The organism is Paenibacillus sp. FSL R5-0345 (assembly GCF_000758585.1).
Lineage (GTDB): Bacteria > Bacillota > Bacilli > Paenibacillales > Paenibacillaceae > Paenibacillus_AQ.
Genome location: NZ_CP009281.1, coordinates 2145448 through 2167147 on the forward strand (window position 1 = coordinate 2145448; position 21700 = coordinate 2167147).

At 45.9% G+C, this 21700-nt stretch carries 21 protein-coding genes; 14 read left to right on the plus strand and 7 right to left on the minus strand.

Annotated features, from left to right (window positions below; genetic code table 11):
• Positions 1 to 87 precede the first annotated feature (87 nt).
• Positions 88 to 372 (plus strand): hypothetical protein, encoded by a 285-nt coding sequence (locus R50345_RS09265; RefSeq protein WP_042125953.1) that lies wholly within the window; start codon positions 88 to 90, stop codon positions 370 to 372.
• 261 nt (positions 373 to 633) lie between these two features.
• Here the strand turns inward: R50345_RS09265 and R50345_RS31655 are convergent, their stop codons facing one another.
• Entirely contained in the window at positions 634 to 774 is a 141-nt protein-coding gene (locus tag R50345_RS31655; RefSeq protein WP_167348493.1) for a hypothetical protein, read from the minus strand.
• Between the two features lie 97 nt (positions 775 to 871).
• Entirely contained in the window at positions 872 to 1711 is an 840-nt protein-coding gene (locus tag R50345_RS09270; protein WP_042125954.1) for a YhfM domain-containing protein, read from the minus strand.
• 300 nt (positions 1712 to 2011) lie between these two features.
• Here R50345_RS09270 and R50345_RS09275 point away from each other — a divergent pair, with 300 nt between their 5' ends.
• A complete protein-coding gene (locus R50345_RS09275) occupies positions 2012 to 3346 on the plus strand; it encodes a DRTGG domain-containing protein (RefSeq protein ID WP_042125955.1) in 1335 nt (444 codons plus the stop codon).
• A gap of 95 nt (positions 3347 to 3441) precedes the next feature.
• On the opposite strand, the gene R50345_RS09280 is transcribed toward R50345_RS09275, so the two are convergent.
• The 3 genes from R50345_RS09280 to R50345_RS09290 all read right to left on the minus strand — a co-directional run bounded on the left by R50345_RS09280 (position 3442) and on the right by R50345_RS09290 (position 4679).
• A complete protein-coding gene (locus R50345_RS09280; RefSeq protein ID WP_042125957.1) occupies positions 3442 to 3756 on the minus strand; it encodes a YtpI family protein in 315 nt (104 codons plus the stop codon).
• 87 nt (positions 3757 to 3843) lie between these two features.
• Positions 3844 to 4350, minus strand: coding sequence for a sporulation membrane protein YtrI (locus tag R50345_RS09285; RefSeq protein WP_042125959.1), 507 nt, complete (start codon positions 4348 to 4350; stop codon positions 3844 to 3846).
• Positions 4351 to 4355: 5 nt separating this feature from the next.
• Positions 4356 to 4679, minus strand: a complete 324-nt coding sequence (locus R50345_RS09290) for a YtrH family sporulation protein (RefSeq protein WP_042125960.1) — start codon at positions 4677 to 4679, stop codon at positions 4356 to 4358.
• 324 nt (positions 4680 to 5003) lie between these two features.
• On the opposite strand from R50345_RS09290, the gene R50345_RS09295 reads away from it, so the two are divergent.
• The 6 genes from R50345_RS09295 to pyk all read left to right on the plus strand — a co-directional run bounded on the left by R50345_RS09295 (position 5004) and on the right by pyk (position 13272).
• On the plus strand, positions 5004 to 8642 hold the full coding sequence (locus R50345_RS09295; RefSeq protein WP_042125962.1) for a DNA polymerase III subunit alpha: 3639 nt from the start codon (positions 5004 to 5006) through the stop codon (positions 8640 to 8642).
• Between the two features lie 74 nt (positions 8643 to 8716).
• Positions 8717 to 9217 (plus strand): phosphatidylglycerophosphatase A family protein, encoded by a 501-nt coding sequence (locus R50345_RS09300; protein ID WP_042125964.1) that lies wholly within the window; start codon positions 8717 to 8719, stop codon positions 9215 to 9217.
• Between the two features lie 146 nt (positions 9218 to 9363).
• Positions 9364 to 9552, plus strand: coding sequence for a hypothetical protein (locus tag R50345_RS09305; RefSeq protein ID WP_042125966.1), 189 nt, complete (start codon positions 9364 to 9366; stop codon positions 9550 to 9552).
• A 72-nt stretch (positions 9553 to 9624) separates the two neighbouring features.
• Complete coding sequence (gene accD, locus R50345_RS09310) at positions 9625 to 10518, plus strand: acetyl-CoA carboxylase, carboxyltransferase subunit beta (RefSeq protein WP_042125968.1); 894 nt, start codon at positions 9625 to 9627, stop codon at positions 10516 to 10518.
• A gap of 1 nt (position 10519) precedes the next feature.
• Complete coding sequence (locus tag R50345_RS09315; protein WP_042125970.1) at positions 10520 to 11521, plus strand: acetyl-CoA carboxylase carboxyltransferase subunit alpha; 1002 nt, start codon at positions 10520 to 10522, stop codon at positions 11519 to 11521.
• A gap of 332 nt (positions 11522 to 11853) precedes the next feature.
• Positions 11854 to 13272: a pyruvate kinase gene (gene pyk, locus R50345_RS09320; protein WP_042125972.1), complete on the plus strand. Its 1419-nt coding sequence runs from the start codon at positions 11854 to 11856 to the stop codon at positions 13270 to 13272.
• A 116-nt stretch (positions 13273 to 13388) separates the two neighbouring features.
• Here the strand turns inward: pyk and R50345_RS09325 are convergent, their stop codons facing one another.
• On the minus strand, positions 13389 to 14060 hold the full coding sequence (locus R50345_RS09325) for a G1 family glutamic endopeptidase (protein ID WP_052414795.1): 672 nt from the start codon (positions 14058 to 14060) through the stop codon (positions 13389 to 13391).
• Between the two features lie 220 nt (positions 14061 to 14280).
• Between R50345_RS09325 and R50345_RS09330 the strand changes: the two genes are divergently transcribed.
• From R50345_RS09330 to R50345_RS09340, 3 genes are read left to right on the plus strand one after another with little or no spacing between them, the layout of a single operon-like run.
• Positions 14281 to 15465 (plus strand): MFS transporter, encoded by a 1185-nt coding sequence (locus R50345_RS09330; protein WP_042125976.1) that lies wholly within the window; start codon positions 14281 to 14283, stop codon positions 15463 to 15465.
• Between the two features lie 38 nt (positions 15466 to 15503).
• Positions 15504 to 16031 carry an acyl-CoA thioesterase gene (locus tag R50345_RS09335; protein WP_042125978.1) on the plus strand — a complete coding sequence of 176 codons (528 nt, stop codon included), beginning with the start codon at positions 15504 to 15506 and terminating at the stop codon, positions 16029 to 16031.
• Positions 16028 to 16426: an FxsA family protein gene (locus tag R50345_RS09340; protein WP_042125981.1), complete on the plus strand. Its 399-nt coding sequence runs from the start codon at positions 16028 to 16030 to the stop codon at positions 16424 to 16426. Before R50345_RS09335 ends, R50345_RS09340 begins: the two co-directional genes overlap by 4 nt.
• 91 nt (positions 16427 to 16517) lie before the next feature.
• Here R50345_RS09340 and ytvI read toward each other — a convergent pair whose 3' ends face one another.
• Positions 16518 to 17633: a sporulation integral membrane protein YtvI gene (gene ytvI / locus R50345_RS09345; protein WP_042125983.1), complete on the minus strand. Its 1116-nt coding sequence runs from the start codon at positions 17631 to 17633 to the stop codon at positions 16518 to 16520.
• Between the two features lie 395 nt (positions 17634 to 18028).
• Here ytvI and citZ point away from each other — a divergent pair, with 395 nt between their 5' ends.
• The 3 genes from citZ (at position 18029) to mdh (ending at position 21585) form a co-directional block, all read left to right on the plus strand.
• On the plus strand, positions 18029 to 19141 hold the full coding sequence (citZ, locus tag R50345_RS09350; protein ID WP_042125985.1) for a citrate synthase: 1113 nt from the start codon (positions 18029 to 18031) through the stop codon (positions 19139 to 19141).
• A 150-nt stretch (positions 19142 to 19291) separates the two neighbouring features.
• Positions 19292 to 20587, plus strand: a complete 1296-nt coding sequence (gene icd / locus R50345_RS09355; RefSeq protein ID WP_042125986.1) for an NADP-dependent isocitrate dehydrogenase — start codon at positions 19292 to 19294, stop codon at positions 20585 to 20587.
• Positions 20588 to 20643: 56 nt separating this feature from the next.
• Positions 20644 to 21585, plus strand: coding sequence for a malate dehydrogenase (mdh, locus tag R50345_RS09360; RefSeq protein ID WP_042125987.1), 942 nt, complete (start codon positions 20644 to 20646; stop codon positions 21583 to 21585).
• Positions 21586 to 21700: the final 115 nt, after the last annotated feature.

Consider the following 21700-nt stretch of genomic DNA (forward strand, 5'->3'; position numbering starts at 1 on the left):
GGACTTGTCTCATATTAAGGACTTCAAGTTCATAGAGTAGAGATATAGATTCAATCGAATATCTTGTCTGCGAAGGAGTTGTTAGTAATGAGAAAAAGAAACAAGTTTAAACATGGTGTCTATCTGGTGCTGGCGTTGGCCATGCTTTTGTATGCTCTGCCGAAGTTATCGCTAGCGAATGGGCCTAGTTGGGTATTTGGTTTTGGAGTGATCTGGTCACTTTTCGCCTTTATGGTCATTGCGGCACATCTGCATTTCATAATTGGTGTTGATGAGGAGAAGACCAAGCGTTTAGAAGCTGTGCGAAAAGCAAAACTGGAACAATGGCAGTCCAAATGGAATGAAGAAACTAGAGTTACACAAAGATCATAGAAGTGGGGTTGCATCCATTAGTGACTAGATTTGAGTTTCAGGGGAAAAGCTCCAGGCTGGCAAAAAGAGATGCATAAATGCCTTAGATTCCCGGAAAAAGCGCTGAAATGGCGTAAAGAGGTGCATAAATCCCCTAGAATCCCAGAACAAGCGTCGAATTAGCGTAAAGAGGTGCATAAATGCCCTAGAATCCCGGAAAAAGCCCACTAGCTAAAGCCAGTGGGCTTTAAGAATCCCCCCGCGAACGCAGGGGGATTAAATTTATCGTGCACCTGTAAAAGGATTGATCTCATCTGAGAGATCTTTTCCAGCTTTCTTTTCTTCTGCAGATATTCGTTTACCAAGAGCCGCGTAGTACCACACCGCCGGAACGAGAACCGCGAGTATAAAAAGAAATTGCATAAAGTCATCCCCCTTCACTAATACAGTATAACATATTTTTCCTTTTTTTCTTAAGAGTCTATTCTCTATTTTCTACCCAGTTTGTCTAACAAACGGATTACTTTTTACTGACCGATGACGAGCACTCAACTTCAAATACATAACTGGCGCTCCCCTGAGGCCATCTTGCTTGGATTATATACAGATGTTTTCCGCTACCTGCTGCGAGTTGAAAACTGTTATTTTCTACGGAAAGAGCTTCGTCCGGACGTTCCTCACCAGGAAATGAAGCCATAACCTCTATTTCTTTGGGTGCAGATGAGAATTTGAGTCCTACCTGATCGCGGCTGATGGCCTTGGGATGTACCTTCTGTTTGGTAACCAATTGATCGTATGAAGCTACATCTACACACACGCCTTTACCATACTCGTTCCAGCAATAAGAGCCTTGAATGGCATCGAACTGCTCACCGCCAACAGTAACTTGAACATTAGGGGGCTGTGGGTTAATAGAGTCTGCTGGAGAGTTCTTATCTTCTTTAAGAGTCGATTGATACAAGTCCAACAGGTCCTTTTTGCTGGTATCTGACAGACGATAGTGGCCCATTTGTCCGGATTGAATGAGTAATCCACTGTTACTTTCGCCAATCCAAAAAGAGAATTCATAACTTATGCCATCCTTCATGTTCACAGTGGTTCTGTAATCGCCGGGAGCAATATCTAGTTGTCCTTTATCATATTCAGCAGTAGTTATAGCTTGAACGAATCGTTTGAAGGAGGATGCTTCAGAGATAGTCGCCACTGGATGATCTTTTTCTATTAAATTAATGGAAACTATTTTTTGTGCATCCAGCTCTATTCGATCTGTTTGTTTGACTTCGGTTCCCGTATTTCCACAGCCGACCAGTCCTATTAAAAACAAAATAATGGTAAAAAGTATTAAAGCAATCTTGTTCATATTCGCATTTCTCCTTTACGCATGTTCTAACTCTCAGACTATAAAAAAGAGGAAAAGGTTGCTAAATAAAGGAAACGGATATCACGTGAAGTTTATAGCGTCTGCAGAATTATCCCATTTGGCAAAGTAGGTGTTTCAAGCGATTATCAGATCTAATATATTGTAATAATTTCCTTGATTATAGATTGTGTGCGGGCAGTTAAATTCGAATCCGATGCTTATGAATCGGTTGTACTGTGCCATTCTCTCCGTGTATAATGAGTACAGTATAGTACAGATCGGAGTACGGGGGTGTAACAGTTGGAAGGTCAAGGCGATGCAATTACTAAACACGAGCAACTGCTGCAGCATATTGAAAGTCTTAAGGTAGGCTCCAAAATATCTGTTCGTAAGCTTGCAAAAGAAATGTTAGTCAGCGAGGGAACTGCATATCGTGCAGTGAAGGAAGCTGAGAATCTTGGAATTGTCATCACGAAGGAACGGATTGGTACAGTACGTGTAGAAAAAAAGCCTCGTAACATTTCTGAACAGCTGACGTTTGGGGACGTGGTTGATATTGTTGAGGGTCATGTTCTTGGCGGGGCTAGCGGACTGAGTAAGCATCTTCATAAATATGTAATCGGTGCGATGAAGGTCGACGCGATGATTCGTTATATAGACGCAGACAGCCTGCTCATTGTAGGTAACCGTGATGATGTTCACTCTTTGGCGCTAGAGCAAGGTGCGGCAGTTCTCGTTACAGGTGGCTTCGGGACAAGCCGTGAAGTTAAGGCGTTAGCGGACGAGCTGGACCTCCCTATCATTTCATCAAGACATGACACGTTTACTGTGGCATCAATGATTAACCGTGCCATTTTTGATAGATTGATTAAGAAAAAAATCATGCTTGTAGAGGATATTGTCGACAGCAAACCGCGTCTGAATACGTTGAAAATTTCAAGCACCGTCGGTGAGCTGCGGCAGATTTCAGAGGAGACTGGAGAGCAACGTTTTCCCGTTACGGATGAATGGAACCGAGTGATTGGCATTATCGGACGACGTGAAGTAGAGGACCTGACAGAAGGGCAAAGTATTGAAAAGGCTATGGTTCGGAGTCCGGTTACCGCTGCACTGCATACCTCACTAGCCTCAGCTGCGCAGATCATGATGTGGGAAGGCGTCGATTTCCTACCTATTGTAGACCGTAACCGCAAATTGGTGGGCTCCCTAACTCGTAAAGAAGTGCTGCAAAGTCTGCGAGATGTCCGTAACACTCCACAGCTTGGTGAGACCTTCGATCATCTCATCTGGAACGGCTTTGCGGATGAGCGGGATGAAGAGGGACGATTGTTTTTTCATGGCTTCATTACTCCTCAGATGGCGACTGACCTAGGAACCATTTCTGAAGGTGTCTTGTCTACGCTAATGACGCTCTCAGCGTTTAAGGCTGCTAAGGATATAACAGGAAATGACTATGTCTTAGATAATATGTCTACCTATTTTATCCGGCCAGTACAGATCGAACACGCGATTATTGTAATGCCGAGACTGCTCGAGATTAGTCGCCGTACTTGTAAGCTAGAAATAGAGATCAGCTATTCAGATACCCTGGTAGCGAAAGCTGTTCTAATGCTGCAATCCATTGACCACGGCTAAGACACGACGAGTGATAAACATGCTAAATAGACTGCCCTCGAGGATAATAATGAGGGTAGTCTATTTTATTCTTGCAATCCTATGAAGACTAAAGCCTAGGCTTTCGACTGATGCTGCTCTTGGCTGCGGCTGTAATAGCTATAGCTACGCAGTCCTGAGAAGATGTTGAACACACCGATCAGAAGAAAGGCAGCTTCAACAATAATATTAACGGTGGAGCCGCGAAACAGAAACATGGAAATTAGGGACAGCGTTACGAGCATTGCGCCCAGCATCACATTCATAACGGAGCGTTTTAGCCCCTTAACTCGGGGATTTAAGGCACGGCGAGAGGATAAGCTGTACACAGCGGCACCGATTACAAAGACCACCAGCAGGATAAACAATAAGTATTTGATAAATAAAACCATGGACAGCCAGCTCCTTTATCATGTCGTGCAAAAGCCTTGAAGTAATTTCCACTTTTGTCTGTCCATTATTGTATCATACGATTGTTGTTAGTTGCGCTTAAAAGGACTGATTTCCACCCAGATTTGCAAAACGCCTTCCATGACGAGCATCGTCCGGATTTTGACAGAGTATTCCTTCTCACGCACAATGTAAAGTTTACCATCCAGCAGCAGCCTAACCAGTTTACTGTCTGTGTCAATATCGAACATGCTGCGGCCGCGCATCGGTTCCAGATCTGATCGTATTTCGCTAAGTATTAATTTTAAAGTTACGGGGTCAACTGGGTTTGAGCCTTCTGATTGGGCTTTGCTTTCCTCCGATCGAATTTTGATTTCTCTGATTACCGTAGAGGTATTATTATATTTTTTGAGTGTTTTAATATCCTCTTGATATTGCTCGATCTGTACACGCAGGTCTGCATTATTCAGCCATAACACATTATATCCAACATGGTATATGGCGTTGTATATGACGGCTCCCACGACGATCCCTAGCATGAATATAGCGGAAATTTGAGTGAATCTACGAAAACGACTGAATGGTGGAACTCTCACTGTCGTTACCCCCTGCCGCACACCCATTTTACTAGCTCACTGCCCATATGGGCTCCGAGAAAAGCGAAGGCAATATACATGATTTGCTTGATGGCAGGGGAAAGGTTGCCCCCAATCATGTTGCTTTCAATGACCCGTAAAGGGTCCATAGTACCCCCTACAGCGGCGGCAAGTGCCCATATTTTAATCCGGTCTGCTACATCTAGCATCGTTTGCGTCGGTGGTTGCAGGGAGACAACGGCGCCGATTCCACCGACCATAGCTCCGCCAAGTACGATGCCGAAGGCGATAAAGAAATCGAGGATCGCTTTGCTCATAAAAATGCTCATAAAGGCCCCTTCCCGGACGAGGCATCTATAAACGTTGCCTGTCCATGTGCTCTTAATCCATTCTATGGGCGGGTCCCCCTTTAATATGATAAAATAGTTTCATCTTATAGTGCGAGTTCAAAAAGTACGGCTTTCAGCACCGGGAAGATTGAAAGAGGGTAGAAAATGAGGAGCGGTCGTAGCGGAAGCTACGTGAACACCGGAAATTTCGCCTGAATTCAATATTCGATGTTGAGTAAGCTTCTTGGGTTACTTCGTGATCAAAAGCGGACTTTTTGAACAACTATTTATGTTTGATTTTTGTAGTAGAAAGGAAGTGGGATGATGAGCCCTTTCGTGCATTTGCATGTGCACAGCGAATACAGTTTACTGGACGGGGCGGCGCGCATTACCGATCTCGTGCGCCGGGCCGGCGAATACGGCATGAAGTCGCTGGCGCTTACGGATCATGGAGTGATGTATGGGGCGATCCCCTTTTATAAAGCGTGTAAAGAGAATGGAATCAAGCCGATTATCGGCTGTGAAGCTTATTTAACCGCAGGCTCTCGCCGAGAGCGGGGCAGTCGCAAAGATCAACCGATTTATCACCTGATTCTGCTCGTCAAGAATGAAACCGGCTACAAGAATCTGATGAAGCTGATCTCTATCGGCCATCTGGAAGGCCATCACTATAAACCTCGTATTGATATGGAGGTTCTGGCCGCTCATTCGGAGGGGATCATATGCCTTAGTGCATGTCTAGGCGGCGAAGTGCCGCAGCATCTGTTGCATGGAAGAGATGATGAAGCGCGAAAGGCTGCGCTGCGATATAAGGAGATTTTTGGCGAAGACTTCTACCTGGAGCTTCAAGATCACGGAATTTCCGAGCAAAAGCGAGTAAATCCGAAGCTGATCGCACTTGCCAAGGCCTGTGATATCCCACTCGTAGCTACGAATGACGTTCATTATTTAGCTAAGGAAGATGCAGAGGTACAGGATGTTCTGATCTGTATTGGAACAGGTAAAACTGTGGATGATGAGGAACGGCTCAAGATCGGAACAGATCAGTTATTTTTAAAAAGCAGTGAACAGATGGCGGCGTTATTCCCGCATGTGCCTGATGCTATTAGTAACACGCTACTGATCGCAGAAAAATGTAATCTGGAGCTTACCTTCGGTCAACATATTCTGCCTGCTTATTCACCGATTCCGGAAGGTATGGACTCTGCTGCATATTTGCGTGAGTTATGCTTTAGGGGGCTTGAAGAACGATATATTGACACACCACTATGGGTATCGCCTGAGCAAAGAGAGACTGCTGAGAAGCGTCTTGCCTATGAGCTTGGTGTCATCGAGAGTATGGGATTTAGCGATTATTTTCTAATTGTGTGGGATTTTATCGCTTATTGTCATCGTCAGGGGATTGCTACAGGACCGGGCCGGGGTTCCTCCGCGGGGAGTCTTACCGCTTACTCCCTACGAATCACGGATGTTGATCCGCTTAAGTATAACTTGCTCTTTGAACGTTTCTTAAATCCAGAACGGATCACGATGCCGGATATTGATATCGATTTTAGTGATGAACGCCGTGATGAGGTTATCGCTTATGTGGTGGAGAAATACGGCAAAGAACATGTGGCACAGATTATTACATTTGGAACCATGGCTGCACGGGCTGCGGTTCGTGATGTGGGCAGGGTGCTGAATTTACCTTATAACGAGGTAGACAAAGCTGCCAAGCTCATCCCAGGACAACTAGGCATCAGCCTCGCTAGAGCACTAGAGACTACTCCAGATCTTAAAGCGCTATATGACAGTAATCCGAAGATCAAGGGCTTGCTGGATATGGCAATGAAAGTGGAAGGAATGCCTCGTCATGCTTCGACACATGCTGCCGGGGTTGTCATTTCCAAAGGTCCGCTAACTGATGCTGTACCCCTCCAGGAAGGTAACGAAAGCACAGCTTTAACTCAGTACTCTATGGAGCATTTGGAGAGTGTCGGGCTGTTGAAGATGGATTTTCTGGGCTTGCGTACTTTGTCGATTATCGAACGCTGTATGAATTCGATTAAAGAAATGAGTGGCAGTGTTCCGAATTTCAAAACGATACCAGATCATGATCCCCTTACGTATGAAATGCTAGGTGCAGGGGAGACGACTGGGGTCTTCCAACTGGAATCGGCGGGTGTAAGACGTGTGCTGAAGGATTTGAAGCCTAATGGTTTTGAAGATATCGTATCGGTTCTAGCGCTGTATCGTCCGGGTCCAATGGAATTTATCCCGAAATATATAGCAGGAAAGCACGGCCAGATTGAAGTAGAGTACCCACATTCTGATTTGAAATCTATATTAGCGGATACCTATGGGATTATTGTGTACCAGGAACAGATTATGCAGATTGCTTCGCTTATGGCCGGATTCTCGCTTGGTGAAGCGGATCTGCTCCGGCGAGCGGTCTCTAAGAAGAAACGTGAGACGCTGGATAAGGAACGCAGCCATTTTGTACAGGGGAGCTTGCAGCAAGGATATAACGAAGCGGATGCGAATGCCGTTTATGATATGATTGTAAGGTTTGCCGATTATGGTTTCCCTCGTGCGCATGCGGCGGCTTATGGTGTGCTGGCTTTCCAGACGGCATATCTCAAGGCGCATTATCCGGTACAGTTTATGGCATCTATGCTGACGGCTGTAATGGGCACCCACCGTAAGGTGGCGGAGTATGTACTGGACTGCCGCCGCACGGGCATCGGCGTGTTACCGCCGGATGTGAACGAGAGCGGCGTGTTGTTTACCCCGGTTCCAGGGGAAGAAACGGGAACAGGGCATATCCGCTTTGGGCTCGCGGCGATTAAGAATGTCGGAACGTTAGCAGTGGAGAATATTATGTCGGTCCGTAAGGAGCGGCCGTTCGACAGTCTGCTCGATTTCTGTCGACGAGTCGATCTGCGGGTCTGCAACAAGCGGGTAGTGGAGTCTTTGCTGCAGGCAGGAGCTTTTGACTGTCTGCCGGGTCATAGAGCCCAGCTGCTCGCTATGCTGGACGAGACCGTTGACGCCGCGCTGAAATGGCGCAAGGAGCGGGATGAGCTGCAAATCCAGTTGTTCGACGATTTGGTGGAAACGCCAAACTGGGAGATTCGCTATCCGGATATCCCTAAGTTCACAGTAGGACAGCAGCTGGAGATGGAACGTGAGCTGCTGGGGCTGTATCTATCAGGTCACCCGCTCGACGATAGCGCTGAGCTGCTTGAGGAGCCCGGTATACAGCGGCTGATGGACCTCGGTGAAGCCGCAGATGAGAGTCAGACGGTTACGGCCGGCATGGTCGTATCCGTGAAGGAAATTACGACGAAGCAAGGAAAATCGATGGCCTTCATCGAATGGGAAGATCAGATCGAACGCTGCGAAGTCGTGCTCTTCCCCGAGGTGTGGAAGCGAAGCCGCAGCTTGATTGCCAAGGGCGCGCTGTTAGCCTTGCGCGCCAAGGTGCAGCAGGAGGACGAAGGCTTCAAGCTGCTGGCCGAGGAAGTGGCGCTGCTCTCCGCGGAGACACTCCGCGGCCTGCTGCAGCGCCGTAGTGCCGCCGCGTCCCGCTCTTATAGCGCGGGACGCTCGGCCTCAGCAGGAGCACCGCCGCGCGGCGGCGCTCCTGCTTCGCGGGCTAGCGGGGCCGCCACTGGCCCCGCGGGCAGACCTGCAGGCGGCGCAGCTGCGCCTGCAACACCTGCACCGGCCGCTGCGCAAGCGCCGGTCTCAGGCCAGCGTGTCTTTATCAAGATCACGCCGGCCGCCGAGAATGCTGCGCAGCTGTCGCGCTTGAAGGAGCTGCTGCAGAATCATCCAGGCCCAGTAGCGACGATTCTGTTCTACGAACGGGATCAGAAGCTCCTGGCCCTTAGCGATAACTACCGGATCAAACCTACTCAGGAGCTGTTCGCGGCTATCGAGTCTATGCTGGGAGCAGGTACCGTAAGAATAAAATAAGAACAATTCTATCCTTTTCCGCATACATTAGGAAACCACAGGGCGAATCCCTGGGCGGAAAGGGGAATGACATCATGTCCTATCAAATGGCAGTCGATCTGTTGGAACGTAGAGGCGTATCACTTTCTTCTATTGCTGAGATCGTATATATTTTACAATCTGTTTATTATCCCGGTTTATCCAAGGAAGAATGCCTTTCCAGTGTGAAATCTGTTCTGGGAAAAAGAGAAGTGCAGTACACGTTAATGACGGGGATCGCACTTGATGAACTGGCAGAAAAAAGACTGCTTCCGCAGCCGCTCCAGGCAGTTATGGAGGCGGATGAATCACTTTATGGTGCGGACGAGACTCTAGCCCTTGGTATCACAGGGGTATATGGGATGATCGGACTTACAGGATTTGGGTACTTGGACAAAATAAAGCTTGGAATCATCGGTGAATTGAACGATGATAAGGGGAGTATTCATGTGTTCTTGGATGACCTTGTGGCGGGTATCGCTGCAGCTGCTTCTGCTAGAATTGCTCATCGGCATGAAGGAGCAAAAGTATATCCTATAGTCACGGACACGGAATAAATGACTCGATTTATTTCGTTTGAACGAGTTCCTCAGTCTTGCTTCCTTTGCCCTACGCCTGTTGCGGGAAAAAAGAAAACTGTGTTATCATAATTCCATTATACGGGATACGGCTGGGAATTAAGATTGGGGAGGCCTTGCAAGGCATGTGGACGGTAATATATATCGCGCCGACCGCCAAAGTGGCGGATATGATTAAGAGTAAGCTGACTGAAGAAGGTTTTTTAGTAAAATGCCGTCCAATCAATATGTCCAAGCAGCAGTTTGAGATATTGGTTCCTTCGGGTGAACTGGAGGAAGTACAGGAAGTCCTTAATCTTATTCTGCATCCCTGAATTTCTATCAAGAGAAAAGTCATGACAGCGGCAAGCTGCATAACGCAAATAAACGGCTGAAGAGGTGCGGGTGTGTTCAAAGATTTATTTCAGAAGAAACGGAAGTACGCGACTATTCCTTCAGAACGTCTGGAGCGAAGCGGCGAGCCTGCAGAAGGCGAACGCCCCAAACGGGAAATTCCAGAAGGATTAATGAGTAAATGTAATAAATGCGGAACGATCCAGTATAGCAAGGAATTGGAAAAGAATCTAAAAGTATGTCCTACTTGTGGTCATCATTTGCGCTTGAATGCTGTTGAGCGTATTGCTATGACGTTAGACCCAGAGGGCTTTATTGAGTTTGACAGTGAAATGTATTCCATAGATCCGCTGAAATTCCCGGGTTATGCTTCTAAACTGGAGCAGCAGCAACTAAAATCGGGACAAACTGATGCCGTGATTACGGGACAGGGATCTATTGGCGGACATTCAGTGATCGTAGCTGTGATGAATTTCGAATTTTTCTCCGGCAGTATGGGATCTGTGGTAGGTGAGAAGATTACCCGGGCGATTGAAGAAGCCACGGAGAAGCAGCTTCCACTCCTTATTTTCTCTACTTCAGGCGGAGCGAGAATGCAGGAGAGTATTTTAAGCCTTATGCAAATGGCGAAGACCAGTGCAGCCCTTGCTCGTTTTAATGAGGTGGGCGGCCTTTATATTTCTATAATTACAGATCCGACAACCGGCGGAGTCTCTGCAAGTTTTGCTAGTCTTGGCGATATTATTATTGCAGAGCCTGGAGCGGTATTCGGTTTCGCAGGACGTATAGTCATTGAACAGACGATTCGCCAGAAGCTTCCGGATGATTTCCAGACAGCTGAATTTAATCTGCAGCATGGCTTGATTGATATGGTTGTGCACCGTAAAGAAATGCGCGCTACACTGACCAAAATTTTGGAATTGCATGATGTGAAAGGGGGATTTTAGGTTGGCAGGAGAGTTGCCTTTTGAAATGCCTCTAGTTGAAATGCGCAAGAAAATTGCCGAGCTAAAGCAGTTTGGCGAAGAGAAGGGTATTGATTTTACGGATGAGGTAGCAAGGTTGGAAGAACGGTACCGTGTGCTTGAGGAGGAAGTGTATTCTAATATCTCTCCTTCTCAAAAAATGCATCTAGCCAGACATCAAGGTCGTCCGACTTCACTTGATCTTATGGGACAGATCTTCACAGATTTTATTGAGCTGCACGGAGATCGGATGTTTGGGGATGATCTAGCTATTGTAGGCGGTATCGCGAAGCTGAACGGCGTCCCGGTTACGGTCATTGGCCAGCAACGCGGTAAAGATACGAAAGAAAATATTTTACGCTTTTTCGGCAGCGCACACCCTGAAGGCTTCCGTAAAGCGCTACGTCTGATGCAGCAAGCGGACAAGTTCAAACGTCCCATTATTACCTTCGTGGATACGAAAGGCGCATATCCAGGCAATACAGCTGAGGAAAGAGGCCAGTCTGAAGCGATCGCGCGTAATTTGCGTGAAATGTCTCAGTTTGGTGTTCCTGTTATCTGTGTTGTCATCGGAGAAGGCGGAAGTGGCGGCGCACTAGCACTGGCAGTGGGTAACAGAGTGCTTATGCTGGAGCATGCCATCTATTCTGTAATATCTCCTAACGGGGCTGCTTCGATTCTATGGAAGGATGCTTCGAAGGCTGATCAAGCGGCGGAAGCCATGAAGATAACGGCATCTGATCTGCTTGAAATGGAAGTCGTTGAAGAGATTGTTCCTGAGCCAAAAGGTGGCGCACATCGTGATTACGAGGCTACAGCAGCTGCAATTAAGGATGCGTTATGGCGTCACTTGCAGGAGCTGATTTCTCTGAATAGTGCGGAGCTGAAAGAAGATCGTTACCGTAAATTCCGTAAAATCGGTGAGTTTGCTGAAGCCCAGCAGGAGCAGATTTTCCTTGAAGAAGAAGTGGAATCTGAAGTGTAAGAAGGGTGTTGCCATTTGCACTTTAAGACATATAACCATACTTAGTGGACCATATTGAATTAAGTGTAAATTATACATTTTATTGGAATTAAAATAATCTCGACGCAATGCCGGGATTATTTTAATTTTTTTTGTGCGTTCAGATAATTCGAGCTCAAATTACATCTAAAAGAGCCTACAACATTGATTTTGTGTCTAAGTTGCAGTAATATTCATAAGGGCGTAGTTAAAGGCACATGTGACAAAGTTCCTATTTAATTAGTTAGCCTTGTAGTAGATTTTGTAGTTGGAAAAAGTGAGACAGAGAGAACGAAAAAACGGAGGAAAACCTAATGCGGAAAAGTAAAATTGTATGTACGATCGGACCTGCGAGTGAATCGTTGGAGAATATCAAAAAATTGATTTTGGCTGGTATGAATGTGGCCCGTTTGAATTTCTCCCACGGCGATTTTGAAGAGCATGGTGCTCGGATTAAAACGATCCGTCAAGCATCTAAGGAACTGAACAAAACTGTTGCTATCCTGCTCGATACAAAAGGACCGGAGATTCGCACAGGCAAGTTGGAAGTAGAACCGATTGAACTAGTTCAGGACGAGTACCTGACACTAACTACGGAAGAAATCCTTGGCACCCAAGAACGTATTTCCATCACGTACAGCGAGCTTCCTAATGATGTTCAAGTAGGCTCCACTATCCTTATTGATGACGGTCTAATTGGTTTGACAGTTGTCGACATTCAAGGTACAGAAATCAAGACCCGTATTGTAAACGGTGGTACGATCAAGAGCAAAAAGGGCGTTAACGTACCAGGAGTAAACATCTCCTTGCCGGGTATTACGGAAAAAGACACCAACGATATTCTTTTCGGTATCGAACAGGACATCGATTTTATCGCCGCTTCCTTCGTTCGCAAAGCTAGCGACGTTCAGGAAATTCGTGAGCTGCTTGCGAAAAACAACGCTTCTCACATTCAAATCATTTCCAAAATCGAAAACCAACAAGGTGTTGACAACCTTGATGAAATTCTAGAAGCTTCCGACGGCCTGATGGTTGCTCGTGGTGACCTTGGTGTTGAAATCCCAGCTGAAGATGTACCTTTGGCTCAAAAATTGATGATTCAAAAATGTAACGTTGCTGGCAAACCAGTAATCACAGCTACACAAATGCTGGATTCTATGCAACGTAACCCACGTCCTACTCGCGCTGAAGCAAGTGACGTAGCAAACGCTATTTTCGACGGAACAGATGCAATCATGCTTTCCGGAGAAACTGCTGCTGGTAAATATCCAGTAGAATCCGTTCTTACAATGTCCCGTATTGCTGAGAAAGCGGAGTCCGCACTGGATCACCATGAAATTTTCTCGAAACAACAAACTGCACAAGAAACTACAGTTACAGAAGCGATCAGCCAATCCGTTGCAATTTCCGCTTTGGATCTGAACGCTAAGGCTATTCTTTCTTCGACGGTTACAGGTCATACTGCACGCGTTGTTTCCAAATACCGTCCTAAAGCACCAATCATTGCTGTTACGACACAAGAAAGAACTATGCGTCAATTGTCCCTCGTTTGGGGCGTAACACCAGTATTCGGTAAAGTAGCTACTTCCACAGATGAATTGCTTGAAACAGCAATCCAAGGTGGTAAGGATTCCGGTCTGGTTCATGCTGGCGACCTAGTTGTGATTACTGCAGGAATTCCACTTGGACGTTCCGGTTCCACTAACTTGGTAAAAGTAAGCACAATCGAGTAGTACTCGACTGGCTTTGCCTGATTCGTAGTATATATTTTAAAATATAAGAGCTGTCTCAGATGTAGTGAAAACCTACAAGTGAGGCAGCTTTTTTTTACTTGAATCCATTCAAACTGTTAGTTTATACGTTTGACGCTAAAAGAGTCCCCTCGATGGCTTGGACTGGAAGGAACCGCAACGGTGATGTTATTCTGGACCATGATCCCTCCGTTAGAAAGAGTTAACCTAGGCCGTTTTCCGTTAATTCGACAGCAATTGAAATAGGTTGTACAGACGCGGGCCAGCTTTGCGATGGAACCATCGACCTCGGGAGCCTCCATTATCCATTCGCCGGACGTTTGTGGACCGGTATACCGCTGGAGCGTTCGGAAGGCCCAATTTCGGCTTAAATTTCGGAGTGTGATAGACCATTTTGTGTGGCTTATTTTCGTGATAGTACCCTTCATATGATCTCCCGGGTATACTGGAAAAGAGATTACAGTCTCAGCGTCAGGCAGGATTTCCCACCAGGCGTAGTAACGGGCAATCCCATTTACGAATTCATGACCTGTTCCCGTCTGGATAAGGCTGCTGTTCTTGAATCCGTCGATGCCAATCCATGCAGAGGAATAGGTGGATTTGTAGGTTGGTTTAACGTATGGGACGATCCATTCACCGGAAATGCGGTTGAAAGCGCCTTTTCTGCCAGTAACAGTGTAGCCACTCCAGTTCTTAGATGACCAGCCGAAGGCTGAGCTCTGTTTATTGCTCGCATTAGACTTGTCTGTTAGACAGGGATGATTTACCATGAGAGGATTATGATTTATGCTCAACTTGTCCACCGCCTTTATAGTACTGCTATATTAAATGCGATGATTACATAGGAAGTACGGGTATTCTGTTAAAATATAAAAATATTAAGCTCCATACTTTATGAGCCTATAGTTATCGCTTAAACGTATACCGTCCTTATAAGTGGCCGAAGGCATTTATACTTAATTAAGAAGTTAGAGAGGACTTTTAGCACAAATGGAAAAACTATCGAAGCTGCGCGGCTTTTATCTATTCTTAGGATTGGCCGGAGGTTCATTTGGCTCCTATCTTTCGCTGCTCTTGGTCCACAATGGACTTAATAGCGGACAGATAGGTATACTAATGGCAACAGGTACGCTAATAGCGATCACCATTCAGCCGATGTGGGGGATTATCTCTGATCGGTATAATCAGACACGTTTAGTACTAATCCTAAGTGTGGCGGTTCCGGCTTTATTAGCCGTGTTTTATCGTTCGGAATATTTCATTGTGCTCCTTCTGGTGTATACGTGCTCAACGATCTTCTCTTCTACACAGGCTCCTATAGCCGATTCTTACGCGATCTCAGCGGCGAATAGAGCTGGGGCCACTTATGGTAGCATTCGGCTTATGATGAGCATTGGAGCGGCTCTGGGAGCTTATGCAGGGGGAGTGTATGTATCCACCTTCTCTGTATCCACGATATGGCTGCCTTTTCTCTTTTTTAATGTGATTGCGGTTCTTATTGCGTTTACATTGCCGAAGCAGGCGGAAGAGAATCATATGATGAGGCAATCGTTTACTCAGGGGGTAAGACAACTGCTGGGGAATCGGGTCTTCCTTGCTTTTTTGGGCGGCAGCTTTCTTGTGAATCAGACGATGACTGCCTTTGGTACATATTTTGTAATCGCTTTTCAATCGGTTGGAGGCTCCACTCGCTATGCAGGGATTGCTCTTTTTCTCGCATCGGTGACTAATGTACCCTCCATGCTGTTTGCTTCTAAGGTGATCAAGAAGCTAGGGCGTGAGCGTACCTTGCTCCTTGGGGCCCTTATTTATGTTTTGCGATGGGGTATTCAGGTTGCTTTTCCTTATCCATCAGTAATGATCGGTGTGCAGGTGCTGCACGGTCTTTCGTTTGGGTTCTTTTATATTGCTGCAGTCGAATATGTATCTCAGATCACTTCTAACGAGATGCAGGCCACTGGTCAAAGTGTATTTAATATGGTGTTCTCAGGTTTTGCTGGCATTGTCGGTAATTTACTGAATGGATTTTTGCTTAATCAAGGCGGGGTAGAAGTAATGAATCTGTCTTGTATGTTGAGCTCTATCGCAGGCGCAATGCTGCTGTTCTATGTTGCCAGAAGCTCTCGGCGCAAATTATCAACAACAACGTTACCTTCAGAAGGGGTTCAGGCTTAAATGCTCCCCTGCTGCTATGCCGAAAGGAGTATTTTTAGATGGAATTAGAGCGAGCTGGCTTACCCAGCCGATGGTATAAGTCGACCTTGCGTGTTCGATATCAGGAAAGTGATCAGATGGGCGTTGTGTATCATGCGAATTATTTGAACTGGTTTGAGTCCGGTCGTACAGAGATGTTCCGTCAGGTTGGTTTTACTTATCGTGAACTTGAGAAACAAGGTGTCTTACTTCCTGTCACTTCAGCAGATTTGCAATTTAAAAGTCCGGCGCGATATGATGATCTTATCACCGTGTATGCGCGAATGATTACTTTCTCAGCGTTAAGAGTCGTATTTGAGTATCAAGTGCGGAGACTTTCGGAAGAAGAAGGTAGAAATTCAGAAGATTTAGTAGCTACTTTAGGGGAGTTGCGGTCGATGGATCCACCTGGGGAGCTGTTAGTTACCGGCACGACAAGTCATGTTTGGGTGAACCGGGAATGGAGGCCTGCCAGGCTGGATAGAGCCCTTCCAGAGCTCTTTCACGCAATAAAAGAGGCGCTGCGGGAAGAAGGGAGTTCAGTATGATTAGAAGCAAATGGTTATGGGCTGGACTATTTATTATTCCTGCTGTGGAATTATTCGGTTTTATCTACGTAGCAGATCAACTTGGAGCATTCAAAACACTGCTGCTTATGCTGACCACTTCGGTAATCGGCCTGCTAATGATGCGTTTTGAAGGTAAGAAGGTGCTTCAGGATAGCAAAACACATATGCAGGAGGGCCGTGTTCCTGGTCGGACGATGCTGGACGGCTTATGTATTTTTTTTGGAGGATTGCTGCTGATATTGCCGGGCTTCGTAACCGATATTGTCGGGTTCACGCTAGTTTTTCCATTGACTCGGCCTTTGTACCGTATATTTTTGCTGAAGTGGATTGAGAAGAAGATGAAGAATGGCACCTTCACCTTTTACCGTCGTTAGAATCCTGTTCACAACAATAACAGAGCGGACCCCTGTCATTGACGAAGGGCCCGCTCTGTTTGCTATTTTGCGAATTGATAATTATGGGTTCCTATCTTAATCGGCCGCTAACAATGTAGCTGTGTAAAGCTCGGAATACGCCGGCACGGTTAAAGGCAACAAGGATAACAAGAACAACAGGTCCGATGATTAGCCCTAGCATACCGAATAATTGCAGGCCGGCGAACATGCCAATCAACATGGCAAGGGGATCAAGTCCAATGCTGCTCGCGAGCACTTTTGGCTCAAGCACCTGCCGGGTAATAAGGATAACGGCATAGAGTATGGAGAGTCCGATTCCCAGTGCCAGATTGTCCGTCATATAAGAGTACAGCGCCCAAGGCAGCATCACAATTCCCACACCGAGATAAGGCAGCAGATCCACAAAGCCAATCATTAAGCCGATAGCAAACGCGGACTTCACGCCCAGCAGCAACAGCCCGATCACAACAATGATCGCTGTGATAGAGATCAGGATAACCTGAGCGCGGAGATAACCGAAAAGCGCTCTGCGTAAATCTCTCCAGATATCAGATACAGGCTTTAGGAATGCTGTTGGCAGCCAGCTTGTGAATTTCTCATTATGACGCTCCCAACTTGTACTAATGAAAAAGGCAGCAAGAACAACCACGATAAGAATTGTACCCATACTAGGAAGTGCGGAGATCAGTTTCAATATTACATTAAAAAATCCTGTGACTACTTGAGTGACTGCGTATCCTACGGTTTCCGTTGTTCTGCTGATATTGCTGTCAATCGTAGCATGATAGTCAGGATTGTCGCGGTAGAATTGATTAATTTGGTTGATGATATTCTGTAAGCTTGCATTCTGGCTTAAGGACATCAGGAGATCTTTCCATTGGTCGGTGTGGAGATTAAAGGTCTGAAGCAGGACGATTAATTCTTTAACGAGTCTTGTAATCATCGCGGTCAGGACCAGTGCGATTCCACCTATGTAAAATAACAGAGCGAGCGATACCGCCAACCAGCCTGGTAATTTGAAGCCTTTCAGAATAAGCACTAATGGATGCATGATATAGGCGAGCAGCCAAGCGAGCAGCAGCGGGTATAACAGCGGAAGCAATAGATAGATTGCCAGCAGGAGGATGGAAGTAGCCAGAACGACCCATAGGCCGCGCAGCAGCCTTTTTAATACCAAACGATCCATACTGAGACCACACCTTCTTCATTCCTGCACATACAGGGGAATAAGAGCTCGTCTTCATATATATTCATAGAACCTATTTAAAGACTAGAATATAGGATAAATATTAGAATGGGCCGGAATCTCTAAACTGAAATGGCAATATTGAATCAGGGGTTTAGAAGTTTTTTTCTATCTCTCTGATAAAATCATTTGATGCGCTGCAAAGCTTCCACATTGTTCACATAACCGACAAAATCCAGTATGATGAATAAAGATACGAGTATGTTGGTCATTCAGCATTCCTGACAGAAATGTTTTTTAACGCACTTTTTAGATTTTATAATGCTTTAAATTGGAAATGTTTTCATTGAAGTGAAGATTGTTTTTATACCTTGTTGGCAAAGGAGAGATATGCTATGACAGCTACCAAAGGCTTGGAAGGTATCGTTGCAACAACTTCATCCATTAGCTCTATTGTGGATGGTGTACTCACTTACCGCGGTTATGATATTGATGAACTTGCAGAACATGCTACCTTCGAAGAAACAGCTTATTTGTTATGGTTCGGCAGTCTGCCGACGGCGCCAGAGCTGGAAGCACTCAAGCGGGATCTCAGTGCTTTTGCACAGATTCCTGAGCAGGTAATCGAGCAAATGAAGCTCTATCCAAAAGACGCCAACACCATGGCAGCGTTGCGGTCGGCTGTATCAAGCCTGGCTCTCTATGATGAAGCGGCTGACGATATGAGCAGAGAAGCGAACGAGATTAAGGCGGTAAAACTGCAGGCACAACTCCCAACAATTGTGGCGGCACTGTCGCGTATTCGCAAAGGGCTTGAACCAGTGGCTCCGAAAGAAGGCGTTTCTATTGCTGAGAACTTCCTCTATATGCTGTGGGGAAAAGAGCCGGACAGCGTATCTGTCAAAGCACTTGATACCGCACTTGTTCTTCATGCGGACCATGAGCTGAATGCTTCGACTTTTGCAGGCAGGGTTACGGTTGCGACATTATCGGATATTTATTCCGGGGTTACCTCCGCTATTGGTGCGCTCAAAGGCCCGCTTCACGGTGGGGCGAATGAAGCCGTTATGAAGATGCTAGAGGAGATCGGAAGTTTGGAAGCGGTTGAACCTTATATCCGTAAGAAGCTGGATAACCGTGAGAAGATCATGGGCTTCGGTCATCGAGTATATAAGAATGGTGATCCACGTGCAAAGCATTTGATGAAAATGTCTTTGGAACTTGGCACGATGAAGAATGATACTACGCTGTACGATATGTCCGTAAATATTGAGGAATTGATTACCGGGCAAAAGGGACTTAAACCGAATGTTGATTTCTATTCGGCGTCAGTTTATACACAGTTGGGTATTGAACGTGAGCTGTTCACTCCTATCTTTGCAATTAGCCGGACTTCAGGCTGGACTGCACATATTCTGGAGCAATATACAGATAACCGGATTATTCGGCCACGTGCAGAATACACAGGTATGATTGAACAGAAATACGTTCCAGTGGACGAAAGATAGAAGGGCAGCCTTGCAGGCTGCTCCTAATGTTTAGTAGAATGAACCCTAGCAATAGTGTTTTAAATTTTTGATTTAATGATGATGAGAGTTTTGTTCGATGCTTGTCAATGCTATTTAAATCCCACAAAACTTTAGGAGGAATACACTCAAATGTTGAAACTAGAAAAATTCGATCTACCTACAGAAGGCGAACAAATCACGATTAAAGAAGGAAAACTACAAGTTCCGAATAATCCAATCATTCCTTTTATCGAGGGTGACGGCACAGGCCGTGATATTTGGAAAGCTTCCAAGCGCGTACTTGATGCAGCAGTAACTAAAGCTTATGGTGGTACTAAGCAAATCGCTTGGTACGAAGTATTTGCTGGCGAAAAAGCTTTCAATACATATGGTGAATGGTTGCCAAATGATACGTTGGAAGCAATCCGCGAATATTTTGTGGCGATCAAGGGACCACTTACTACTCCAATCGGAGGCGGTATCCGTTCATTGAATGTAGCTTTGCGTCAAGAATTGGATTTGTACGTATGTCTGCGTCCAGTTCGTTATTTCCAAGGTGTTCCTTCTCCTGTTAAACGTCCTGAGCTGGTGGATATGGTTATTTTCCGTGAGAATACAGAGGATATCTATGCAGGGATTGAATATCAAGAAGGCTCTGCTGAAGTGAAGAAAGTCATCGAATTCCTGCAAAAAGAAATGGGAGTTAACAAAATCCGTTTCCCTGAAACTTCTGGTATTGGTATCAAACCGGTATCCTCCGAAGGTTCGAAGCGTTTGGTGCGCGCTGCAATTGAATATGCGATCAAGCATGGACGTAAGAGCGTAACGCTTGTTCACAAAGGAAACATCATGAAGTTCACTGAAGGTGCCTTCAAAAACTGGGGTTATGAAGTAGCTGAGCAAGAGTTCGGAGATAAGGTCTTCACTTGGAGTCAATATGATGTGATTAAGGAACGTGACGGTGAGGCTGCCGCTAATGCTGCTCAGAAGGATGCTGAAGCTGCTGGCAAAATCATTATCAAGGATGCAATTGCGGATATCGCGCTGCAACAAGTTCTGACTCGTCCAACTGATTTCGATGTTATTGCTACGTTGAACTTGAACGGGGATTACCTGTCCGACGCACTTGCTGCACAAATCGGCGGCATCGGCATCGCTCCTGGAGCGAACATTAACTATATTACTGGCCACGCTATTTTTGAAGCTACCCATGGTACAGCTCCTAAATATGCTGACAAAGACGTTGTGAATCCTGGTTCTGTTATTCTGTCCGGCGTAATGCTCTTGGAGCACTTGGGCTGGCAGGAAGCAGCGGACCTGATTTATAAAGGGATGGAAACGGCTATTAACAATAAGACCGTGACTTATGACTTTGCTCGTCTGATGGAAGGTGCAACTGAGCTGAAATGCTCCGCATTTGCAGACGAAATTATTAACCACCTATAAGTTAGATTTGCCAGATCATATTAGCCTTACCTTTATCATTTCTAGGAGGCGAATCTGTGGCAATCAAGCGTTATAAAATTACAGTGGTAGGCGCCGGTTTTACCGGCGCTACTACAGCTCTTATGTTAGCCCAGAAAGAACTTGGTGACGTTGTGCTGCTCGATATTCCGCAAATGGAGAACCCAACCAAGGGTAAGGCGCTGGACATGCAAGAAGCAGGTCCTGTGCAGAGATTCGACAGTCATATTACCGGGACCTCAAGTTATGAAGATGCTGTAGATTCTGATATTGTAATTATCACTGCAGGGATTGCCCGTAAACCTGGGATGAGCCGCGACGATCTTGTGAATATCAATGCAGGAATTGTTAGGTCGGTATGCGAGAACATAAGACATGTAGCGCCTGAATCTATCGTAATTATTTTGAGTAATCCGGTAGATGCAATGACTTATGCTGCATTTGAAGCGCTAGGTTTTCCGAAGAATCGCGTTATTGGACAATCCGGCGTGCTGGATACAGCCCGTTATTGCACTTTTATTGCACAAGAGTTGAACGTATCCGTTGAAGATGTACGAGGTTTCGTAATAGGCGGACACGGCAATGATATGGTACCGCTCGTACGTTATTCTAGTGTCGGAGGCATTCCAATCGATACATTGATTCCTGCGAATCGTATCGAGGAGATTGTGAAACGAACACGTGTGGGTGGCGGAGAAATCGTTGACCTTCTAGGAAACGGTAGTGCGTATTATGCGCCTGCAGCCTCTTTGGTTCAAATGACGGAAGCTATCTTGAAGGATAAGAAACGAATCATTCCGGTTATTGCCATGCTTGAAGGCGAATATGGTTATGACAATCTGTTTCTGGGTGTTCCAGCTCTTCTTGGTGCGAATGGGATTGAGAAGATTTTTGAACTGGAGCTTACGGCTGAGGAGAGAGCGGCTTTGGATAAGTCCGCTGAATCCGTACGCGAGGTAACAGCTTTATTATCTGTGTAAATTTGTGTAGAAGTAAGGGGAGGGTCCCAAAGGCCGTGAAACGGCTTAAGGACTCTCTCTTTTATTATCAACAACTTCAAAGAATGGTCACCTATGTTGCTTTTCTTATTCTATT